This window comes from Acidaminobacter sp., assembly GCF_030247605.1.
GTDB lineage: Bacteria > Bacillota > Clostridia > Peptostreptococcales > Acidaminobacteraceae > Acidaminobacter.
Genome location: NZ_JAOTSB010000011.1, coordinates 77,528 through 86,385 on the forward strand (window position 1 = coordinate 77,528; position 8,858 = coordinate 86,385).

The 8,858-nt window shown below is 49.3% G+C and carries 10 protein-coding genes; 5 read left to right on the forward strand and 5 right to left on the reverse strand.

Going from position 1 to position 8,858, the window contains the following annotated elements; genetic code table 11:
* Window positions 1-7: 7 nt before the first annotated feature.
* Window positions 8-307, reverse strand: a complete 300-nt coding sequence (locus OEL90_RS07250; RefSeq protein ID WP_291402308.1) for a hypothetical protein — start codon at window positions 305-307, stop codon at window positions 8-10.
* Between the two features lie 256 nt (window positions 308-563).
* Here OEL90_RS07250 and OEL90_RS07255 point away from each other — a divergent pair, with 256 nt between their 5' ends.
* Window positions 564-1,148, forward strand: coding sequence for a DJ-1/PfpI family protein (locus OEL90_RS07255; RefSeq protein ID WP_300687678.1), 585 nt, complete (start codon window positions 564-566; stop codon window positions 1,146-1,148).
* A 139-nt stretch (window positions 1,149-1,287) separates the two neighbouring features.
* Here OEL90_RS07255 and OEL90_RS07260 read toward each other — a convergent pair whose 3' ends face one another.
* Together OEL90_RS07260 and OEL90_RS07265 are read right to left on the reverse strand one after the other, a co-directional pair.
* The gene (locus OEL90_RS07260) at window positions 1,288-2,037 is read right to left on the reverse strand and encodes a hypothetical protein (protein ID WP_300687679.1); all 750 of its coding nucleotides are present in this window, start codon (window positions 2,035-2,037) and stop codon (window positions 1,288-1,290) included.
* A complete protein-coding gene (locus OEL90_RS07265; protein WP_300687681.1) occupies window positions 2,034-4,763 on the reverse strand; it encodes a DEAD/DEAH box helicase in 2,730 nt (909 codons plus the stop codon). The genes OEL90_RS07260 and OEL90_RS07265 overlap by 4 nt, the downstream gene beginning before the upstream one ends.
* A 134-nt stretch (window positions 4,764-4,897) precedes the next feature.
* On the opposite strand from OEL90_RS07265, the gene OEL90_RS07270 reads away from it, so the two are divergent.
* The 4 genes from OEL90_RS07270 to OEL90_RS07280 all read left to right on the forward strand — a co-directional run bounded on the left by OEL90_RS07270 (window position 4,898) and on the right by OEL90_RS07280 (window position 7,501).
* Window positions 4,898-6,397: a DUF4914 family protein gene (locus OEL90_RS07270; protein WP_300687682.1), complete on the forward strand. Its 1,500-nt coding sequence runs from the start codon at window positions 4,898-4,900 to the stop codon at window positions 6,395-6,397.
* 187 nt (window positions 6,398-6,584) lie between these two features.
* Entirely contained in the window at window positions 6,585-6,806 is a 222-nt protein-coding gene (locus tag OEL90_RS07275) for a hypothetical protein (protein WP_291402317.1), read from the forward strand.
* Between the two features lie 123 nt (window positions 6,807-6,929).
* Window positions 6,930-7,196 (forward strand): NAD(P)H-dependent oxidoreductase, encoded by a 267-nt coding sequence (locus OEL90_RS15220; RefSeq protein WP_414635018.1) that lies wholly within the window; start codon window positions 6,930-6,932, stop codon window positions 7,194-7,196.
* On the forward strand, window positions 7,106-7,501 hold the full coding sequence (locus tag OEL90_RS07280) for a flavodoxin family protein (RefSeq protein ID WP_300687687.1): 396 nt from the start codon (window positions 7,106-7,108) through the stop codon (window positions 7,499-7,501). The genes OEL90_RS15220 and OEL90_RS07280 overlap by 91 nt, the downstream gene beginning before the upstream one ends.
* 64 nt (window positions 7,502-7,565) lie before the next feature.
* Here the strand turns inward: OEL90_RS07280 and OEL90_RS07285 are convergent, their stop codons facing one another.
* Together OEL90_RS07285 and OEL90_RS15225 are read right to left on the reverse strand one after the other, a co-directional pair.
* Window positions 7,566-8,738: an MFS transporter gene (locus OEL90_RS07285; RefSeq protein WP_300687683.1), complete on the reverse strand. Its 1,173-nt coding sequence runs from the start codon at window positions 8,736-8,738 to the stop codon at window positions 7,566-7,568.
* The gene (locus tag OEL90_RS15225; protein ID WP_300687688.1) at window positions 8,713-8,841 is read right to left on the reverse strand and encodes a hypothetical protein; all 129 of its coding nucleotides are present in this window, start codon (window positions 8,839-8,841) and stop codon (window positions 8,713-8,715) included. The genes OEL90_RS07285 and OEL90_RS15225 overlap by 26 nt, the downstream gene beginning before the upstream one ends.
* Window positions 8,842-8,858 lie beyond the last annotated feature (17 nt).

Below are 8,858 nucleotides of genomic sequence, written 5' to 3' on the forward strand. Positions count from 1 at the left end.
TTAGGAGTCAATCCTGCACAATCAGCATAAAGATACCAAGCAATACCGCAAAACCTACCATGACCGAATAGTCCTTCTTCTTGATTATTGCGACAAGCCCCAATATCATGCCGGCTGTCGACATACCAAAAGCGCTGAGAATAAAAGTGTGGGCGACAAGCTCGTTGAACGAGCTTTGAGGCCAGGATGGACTTTTCAGATCAAACAGTGAATTAACCGCACCAATCAGCAAAAAGAAAGCGACTGAACAAATAACAGAGGCTTTCCCAATATTGGAATCCGGCAAGGCTTTAATCTTTTTAAACATCATTATCCCACCCCAGCCCAACGTGAGAAACTAATCTGCTGCAGATCGTCGGCGCATTTTATTTCTTATTTATACCCTTTACAACAGCCGTTCTCTCAATGGGTGGTCAATAAGATCCCTCCAAAAGAATTCGAATGTGAGAAGCATAGGCATTATCTTTATTGTTCGTTTAAAAAAACGTATACTTAAGAAAAAGCGCCATTTCAAACTGTGGTTTGTCATTTTTCCCCGTTTTTCGCAATAAAGGAGGCCAAATATGACTGTGAACATTAACTTTCTCCTCTTCAACGGCTTCGAAACGCTGGACCTCTTTGGCCCGGTCGAAATCCTGGCGCACTTTGAGTCACATCAACTGCGTTATTTTTCCTTAACTGGCGGCCTGATCACAAGCACGCAGGGGGTCAGCATTATGACCGAACCCATTGACGCCATGCCCCAGTCCGGGATTCTCGTCCTTCCGGGAGGCTTTGGCACACGTACCCTTGTCTATGATGACGCCTTTATAGCCGTTCTCAAACACTATGCCGAACACTCCGAATACTGTCTCACCATCTGCACCGGCTCAGCGCTGCTGGCTAAAACAGGCCTTCTCGACGGCCGCAGAGCCACCTCCAACAAAAAAGCCTTTGACTGGGTGACCTCTGTCTCAAACGGCCCTCACTGGATCAGAAAAGCCAGGTGGACCGCAGACGGAAAATTCTACACCTCATCCGGTGTCTCCGCAGGCATGGACATGTCCCTGGGATTCATTTCAGATCTCTATGGCGCAGAAAAAGCAGTCACCATTGCCGAGGCCATTGAATACCGCTGGAACCGGGATCCGGATGATGATGCTTTTTAGTACGTTTGCCGATGGTTTTCAATTAAGATAACCATCGGCAATTTTTTTTTTGGGGGGGGAAATGCGAGGAATGTGTACAGAAAAGTAATAGGAAGCAGGTTTCAACATCTTGCCTATTTCCCCCACCTTCCACCCTGTCTTATTTTGTTGTACTTCGTGTTAAATTCCCCACGTCCAGCCCAAATAGCCCCTCCAACTCTTCAACTTGGATTTCCCGCTCGCTCTTCTTGCCTGCATTCTTGAGCATGCTTTCCAGCTTGGCTTCCATGGACTTTTTCACCAGTTCCCGTCCATCTAAATGTCTGAGCTCGAAGAAGAGCATGGGATTCTGGTCCAGTCTGGCGCCGACGCCGTAAAGCACTGCGGCCACATGCTTGCACATGCTGGCCCAGTCCGGGCAGCTGCAGTCAAAATGAATCTCCTTGGGCGATGGAAACAGCCCATACTTCCGGTCCTGAAACAAGACCTCCAAAGCTTTCGGAAATTTGCCTTCGACCAGCTGCTCCAGAGAGTCAATCTGATGATTGCATAGCGACGTGATCTGCGCCCATTTGTCGTCACTCAATGTGTCGATGCTTATTTCCACTTTGTAAGGCTTCGACCTGCTGCCCTGCACCAGCGCGTCGACGCGGCCTTTGGTGATTTTAAGGTCCAGGACGGTGTTGCTCTTCACGTAGCTTTTGCCCCGCCCGATCCGGTTGCTGTAATCCGCATAACTCTCGAGATTGGTGTTCCAGGCTTTCCCCCACCAAGTCCTGGCCAGGGTTCGGCCTTCGATGATCACCGGCTCCGCCTCAGGATTTTCCTTCACCAGCTTTTGGAGTCCCTTTTGAGCCTTTGCCTTTTTCTCAGCGATCGTTTCCGGTCTTCGATAATTATAGAAACTCATGAGATCTCACTCTCCAGACTGAGCATGGCCATCAGTGCCTCATTGCTGTATTCCGTGATCCACTGTTCTCCGCTGGTCCCTTGTAAGAGCTCACCCGAGAGCTTATGCTTCTCTTCAATGATGGCGTCAATTTTTTCTTCAATAGTGCCCTTGGTCACCATCTTGTGCACCATGACGTTCTTGGTCTGACCGATCCGGAAGGCGCGGTCTGTGGCTTGGTTCTCGACGGCGGGATTCCACCATCGGTCAAAATGGATGACGTGGTTCGCCGCCGTCAGGTTGAGACCGACGCCGCCCGCCTTCAGGGATAGCACCATATAGGGTACATAATGCTCACCGTTGAATTGCTCGACCATCTCGCTGCGACGCTTAACGGGGGTCCCGCCATGCAGCACCAATCCCTCTTTGCCAAAGATTTCCTTGAGGAATTCCGACAGCGGCTCCGTCATTTCCCTGAACTGGGTAAACACCAGCACTCTTTCGCGCTTTTCATGAATGGTCTCGCAAAGCTCCCTCAAATGTTCGAACTTCCCGCTGTGCTCAGGCTTGAAATCTTCGTGTCCCAGATAGTGGTCGGGGTGATTGCAGATTTGCTTGAGTTTCATGAGGCTGGCCAGGACGAGCCCCTTGCGCTCGATTCCTTCAGCTGTTTCCAGCTTGGTTTTCACGTCTTCTACCAGTTGCTTGTAGAGCAGCACTTGCTTCTTGGACAGGCCGGCATAAGCGTTCATCTCAAGTTTGTCCGGCAGATCCGCGATAATGGATTTATCCGTCTTCAAGCGTCTGAGAATGAACGGCTGAATCATCCTCCGAAGCTTAGTGTAACCCATAGTTTCTTCATTCAGCTTCTTGCCGAACTCAGCAAACTCCTTGGCGGTTCCGAGCAAACCCTGATTGAGAAAGTCAAAGAGCGACCACAAGTCACTTAACCTGTTCTCTATTGGGGTGCCTGTCATGGCGATCCGCATACTTGCCGGGATCGCTTTGATGGCCTTAGTTTGTTTCGTTCCCGGATTCTTGATGGCTTGGGCTTCATCCAAAATCAACAAGTCCCAGTGGCGCTCCCTTAATGCTCCCATTTTGACGGCCATCCCGTAGGTCGTGATGTAAAGGAATTTTCCTTCCTCAATTTCGAGTTTGCTCTTACTTTTGAGATCGCTTTTATGCAGAATCTGATAAGGCATCTCCGGAGCAAACTTTTCAATTTCCTTCTGCCAGTTGCCAATCAGTGAAGCCGGCAGCACCAGCAGGGTCTGACATCCAGTTTCTTTAAGTGTCTGACACCCAGTTTCGTTGAGTGTCTGACACCCAGTTTCTTTGAGTGTCTGATACCGCCCGTTCAATCTGTAATGCTCCAGGAACGCTATCATCTGAACTGTTTTTCCGAGGCCCATGTCGTCCGCAAGACAAGCCCCAAAGCCATACTGCGACATCCGGTTCAGCCACTGGTACCCCGACTCCTGATAAGGTCGCAGCGACGCCTTAAATGTTGGGATCTCTTTGGCAGATTCTGTGGATACTGGCAACACCAAGCTGTCTTTAAGCGCTCTGAGCCACTGGCCATTGGAAATAGACACCTCGACCTCAGCTTCAGGCACGTCAAGGAGTTTCTCCAGTGTGAGCTCCATTCTCATGGCATCCCCCAGGGTCAGACCCCCGCGGCCAGACTGTCCCTCAATCCTTTCGAAGGCTTGCAGCACAGCCTCAAGCTTTTTCTTGTCCAGTTCCACCCATTTTCCCTTATACTGGACCAGTCCCTCAGCCATTTCCAAAAACGCCCGGACCTCCGCTTCGGTAACTGTATCATCGCCCAGCTTCATAACCGGCATAAAGTCCAAAATGGCATCCATGCCAACTTTGGATGGCGCTTTCTCCCCCACCGTCACCGACATCTGCAGACTCCGGCTCTTCTTTCGCCACCAGTCCGGCACGCGGCACATAATCCCGGCCTCTTCATACAGCGTGGTCTCTTTCAAGAATGTATACGCTTCGTCAACCGTGAGACGAAGAGGCGAAAACAGCTCCCCGCTTTCCATGAGTCCCGAAATGAATGCGCTCCGGTCTGCTGCCTTGATGACCGCGGAAATCAATGCCAACAGCTTTTTCTCATCGCCCTCAAACTCCTCCAGAGCGTGCTTCAGCGGCGTGTGCACCGCCCGCTTGCTCTTCTCCGGCTTCGTTGAATAGGTTGCCATAAACGCGAACGGAAACCTATCATCCTTACTTTCGACCAAATGAAAGAACACCCTGCCCGCCACGTTGATGCTTGAGTTGTGCTCTGCAAAGTACCGGCTGACCGGACCTTCATAAGCCTGAATCTCCCTTTTAAATACCTGTAACAGTCTCTCCCAAAGCCCAATAAGCCAGGCCTCATTCACAAACTCCATACCGTTGACAAAGGGCAGCCTGTCCCTGAGCTGCGCCGCTTCTTCACTCGAAAGCTCGACCTCGATCAGCTCCCGGTCCACCTCCAGGTCCGCCTGCTGACTGATTTTCCGAATCAGCAGCTCCGCCACCTGGTGCAGATAATCGAGCCCGGTTGAAAACCACTTCTCCCGGCTCAGATATCCCAAATGGTACAGCGCCTCGTATTTGTCCCGCTCAAAAGCATTTGCCCACTCCAATACTTCAGCCGATGGTTCCCCTTCTCCAACCTCCACCACAAAGGAAACCGGATTAAAATACGCATCCAGTTCACTTGCCTCGCTATTCTTAAAACGTGCCATACGCACCATCCTTTGCCCGCACAAACACCAAATTGAAATACAAATATCATACTGATTTTATCTGAGAAAATGGGTGATGACAAACTTTATGTAAAAAGAAGGTGGAAGCGGGTGTCTGACACTAGCTTCCACTCATGCCTTTCATGGCCGGGGGGCCTGAGCTCGGCTATCCGGCGCTGCTCGTTGGCCCGAAAAACGCCGGTTTTTTTGCCGCGGCGCTCGCGGACATTCAGGGCTTCATCCCGGGCAGTCAGCTCGAAGCGGGCTTTAAGCCCAAAGCCATAATTTATCTGGCCCCCACCTTTCGCCACACCCATTTTGGCGGGAGGCAAATGGTGGTTCATAACCGGTTGGATGATCTCTACGAGCTCTTTTCCTATAATCTCTACCCTGGCCCAAGCGCTAAAAAAGGCGTCTATGGCGTCCTGATCAAAATAGGCGAGGAGGAAGGCTGGGTCACCGCCCACGGTTCTACGGTTGTGGTCATTACGCCTTATGACAACGTTCTGACTATTATGCACGAAAGCGCCAGCGGCTGCGGAAAAAGTGAAATGACGGAGCAAATCCACAGGGAGCTGGACGGGCGCATTCTCCTTGGCGAGAACCTGGTGACCTCGGAGCGTCTCTATCATGACATCAAGGAGACCTGTGAGCTGCGCCCGGTGACGGATGATATGGCCCTTTGCCATCCGAAGCTTCAAAATGGCAGCCGCAAGCTTATTGTCAAGGACGCGGAGGAGGGCTGGTTTATCCGGACGGACCATATCAAACGCTATGGCACGGATCCTTATCTGGAAGCCCTTACCATACACCCCAAGGAGCCGCTGATCTTCTTTAATTACAGCACGGTTCCGAACGCCACCTGTCTGATTTGGGAGCACATTATGGACGCACCCGGAAAACCGTGCCCGAACCCCCGGGTGATCCTGCCGCGGTGCTTTGTGCCCAATATTGTGAATGAGGCGGTGGAAATCGATCTTAGGAGCTTTGGCGTCCGAATGCCGCCCTGTACGAAAGAGCACCCTACCTATGGGATCATGGGGCTGTTCCACGTTCTGCCACCTGCGCTGGCCTGGCTTTGGCGGCTGGTCGCGCCGCGGGGCCACAACAACCCCAGCATCACGGATACCCAGGGCCTGAGCAGCGAGGGCGTGGGCTCTTATTGGCCATTTTCCCCGGGCAGACAGGTGGATCAGGCGAATCTTTTGCTCCGGCAAATGACCGTGGCTTCAGACACGCGCTACATCCTGGTCCCCAACCAACATATAGGTGCATACAGGGTCAACTTTATGCCCCAGTGGATTGCCCGGGAATATCTGGCCCGCAGAGGCTCTGCCAAATTTGCACCTGGGCAGCTGCAGCCCGCCCGCTGTCCGCTCCTGGGGTATAACCTCTCCAGTGTCAAGGTCGACGGCACCTACATCCCCCGCGAACTCCTGGATGTCCTGGAACAGCCGGAAGTTGGCGAAGAAGGCTACGACTACGGTGCAGGGCTTCTGACGGACTTTTTCAAGAAAGAGCTTGCCAAGTTCCTGACGCCGGCCCTGGACCCTCTTGGCCGCGAAATCATAGAGTGCTGTTTAGCCGATGGTCACGTCGAGGACTACCTGCCATTTCTGCCTATGAAGCCTTGATGTAAGGCGGTTTCTGACACCCGCTTCCAACCACAAATGATGGAAGGTGGTGTCTGACCCCCGCTTCCACCTCTTGCAGGATACAAAACCATTTTAGTTATCATTGAAATATTAGATATGGGAGAGGTGCGACTCATATGAGGAAACTGCAAGCAGAAGTATTCGTTATGAACACTGAGGGACCATGATGATTGATGCGGTAAAGGCTTTACCGCCTAAAATTCTGGAAGAGCTTGAACTGAAAATATGGAATGTCACAACCGTTGAAGGCTTTAACCGCAAAAAAGAACTAAAGGTTGGCAGGATTCCGTCATTAACGATCAATGAACAGCAGGCTTTCGAATCTTTAATACCCCACAGGAAAAAATTGCTGAATAAAATCCATGAATTTCTTCAGGAATCTGATTAAGGATAATAATGCAAATTCATAAGCGCTTACATAACAGGTTCACACAAAAAATAAATCCTTGGTATGTTCTAAATAGAGCGTGCCAAGGGTTTGCATCAAACTTAAAGAAATGGGAGATTGAATATGAAAATCACGGTGCTTTTAGCCAGCCACCGCAGCAAAAAGAATACAGCGCAGACAGCAGAATATTTTTTGGAACATCTGAAAGACGGTAACGAAATCGAGTATGTCAATCTTTTGAACAAGAAAATTGAAATCTGCCTGGCCTGTGACTACTGCAGGAGCACTATGGACACTGCATCCTCAAGGATGATATGGAATCGGTCATTCAGACTTTTCACCAAAGCGATCTCATCATACTGGCAACACCTTTATATTTCAACAGTGTGACCAGTTGGTTCAAAATATTCATAGACAGAACACAGATTCTTTACAATGCAAAGTATAAGCTCAAGGATCCCATCTTCAAGGAGAAAAAGAAAGTGGTGGTGATTGCCAACGCAGGAGCGCCCCATTATCCAGGACAATTTGAAGGCATCATGGTGGAGTTGAAGCATTTTTTTTGGAATATCAACGCCGACGTGATTGGGTATTACAAGTACAATGATACAGATGAAGTCATGATCAAAGATAATGAGGCTGCACGGCTCGAACTGGCAAACGCCGGGGCACAAATCGCCAATCTCCAATTTTGATAAGAAAGTCGGAAAATTGACTCAAAAGGCCATCGACATATACGAGGCCTTTTTTACATGCAGACTATGCCTTGGTTTCTGACTTCCCAACAGGAACCGTTAACAGTATAGAAATGATGGCTGACATCACCATAAACAGATTAAAAAGCAACGCTATGATCGCGGCATACCGGATCGAAATATTATCTGTTCGCCCCATGAAAAAACCTTCCACAAAAGTGATTTGCTTCATGCTTAGTCCTGTGAATATGGCCGCAGAAATGGAGATCCCAAACGCAGAGCCTAAGGCCGATGCCATCCTGTAAATCCCCGAAGCTGAACCCGCTTCTTCTACAGGTATTGAGGTTAAAGCCGCATCAGCTGATGGTGTTGCGTATAAGCCCAAACCAAATCCAAAGAAAGCAAAACCAATTGTACTCACAATTATGTATTGGCTTGTCATAATAAAAGTAAACGTGGTCATTAATATTCCAACACTGGCGACTACGCACCCCAAAACCATGGGTTTACGGGCGCCATATCTTTGCAGGAGCTTCTCGCCCGCTTTAATGGCTATTAATATCGCTATAGGATATCCTATGGTTAAAAATCCTGCCTGTAAAGCGGTCATATCCGCTCCTAATTGTACCAGCGACAGGGCAACCACCAATGTGCCTGCAGCACCATTCACCATGAAATTAGAGAGCGCTGCGCCTTTATAGGTGCTGTTGCTGAATAAATTGAAGTTAATAAAACTATCTTTTGTACTTTTTTCAATCTTGAAAAAGATCAAGAATGATATGACCACTATTGCAGCAAGTCCTAAAGACATTGGACTCGACCATCCAAGTCTGCCACCTTGGCTTATTAATATATTTACTGATAACATACCTATCATGAAGGTTATAATTCCGGCCAGGTCAAATCCCCTCTTCTTATCACTGGGTGGATTCTTACTTTCAGGTACACCAGAAATTAAGAAAAAGCTCCCTATGGCGACAACAATAGAAAACCAGTAAATATAGCGCCATCCAATGGTAGAAGCAACAATTCCGCCAAATAAGGAACTTAACGCAGCACCTCCCCATGAGCCTATAGAGTAAATGCTGATCGCTCTTTGACGAGACGCGCCTTCATAATAGGCCTTTATCACAGCCAATGCATTAGGCAGAATACAAGCAGTCGACAGCCCTTGAAAAATACGACCTGCAATTAGAAAAGCAGCCGTCTCTTTAGGTGATATTGCTATTAGCTTCAATCTCTTCCAATGCAGCGTGGATTGGTGCCAGGACTGTTACTGTTAAGGCTACAGGTTCAGCACCACTTGACGCCAGATCATTGCAGGACACATGGACCGACAGTTTGCCAGAGCCTTTCG

Excerpts from the sequence above, each read along its gene's own strand:
- OEL90_RS07250 (WP_291402308.1), bottom strand. The coding sequence starts at position 307 with ATGTTTAAAAAGATTAAAGCCTTGCCGGATTCCAATATTGGGAAAGCC.
- OEL90_RS07255 (WP_300687678.1), top strand. The coding sequence starts at position 564 with ATGACTGTGAACATTAACTTTCTCCTCTTCAACGGCTTCGAAACGCTG.
- OEL90_RS07260 (WP_300687679.1), bottom strand. The coding sequence starts at position 2,037 with ATGAGTTTCTATAATTATCGAAGACCGGAAACGATCGCTGAGAAAAAG.
- OEL90_RS07265 (WP_300687681.1), bottom strand. The coding sequence starts at position 4,763 with ATGGCACGTTTTAAGAATAGCGAGGCAAGTGAACTGGATGCGTATTTT.
- OEL90_RS07270 (WP_300687682.1), top strand. The coding sequence starts at position 4,898 with ATGCCTTTCATGGCCGGGGGGCCTGAGCTCGGCTATCCGGCGCTGCTC.
- OEL90_RS07275 (WP_291402317.1), top strand. The coding sequence starts at position 6,585 with ATGATTGATGCGGTAAAGGCTTTACCGCCTAAAATTCTGGAAGAGCTT.
- OEL90_RS15220 (WP_414635018.1), top strand. The coding sequence starts at position 6,930 with ATGAAAATCACGGTGCTTTTAGCCAGCCACCGCAGCAAAAAGAATACA.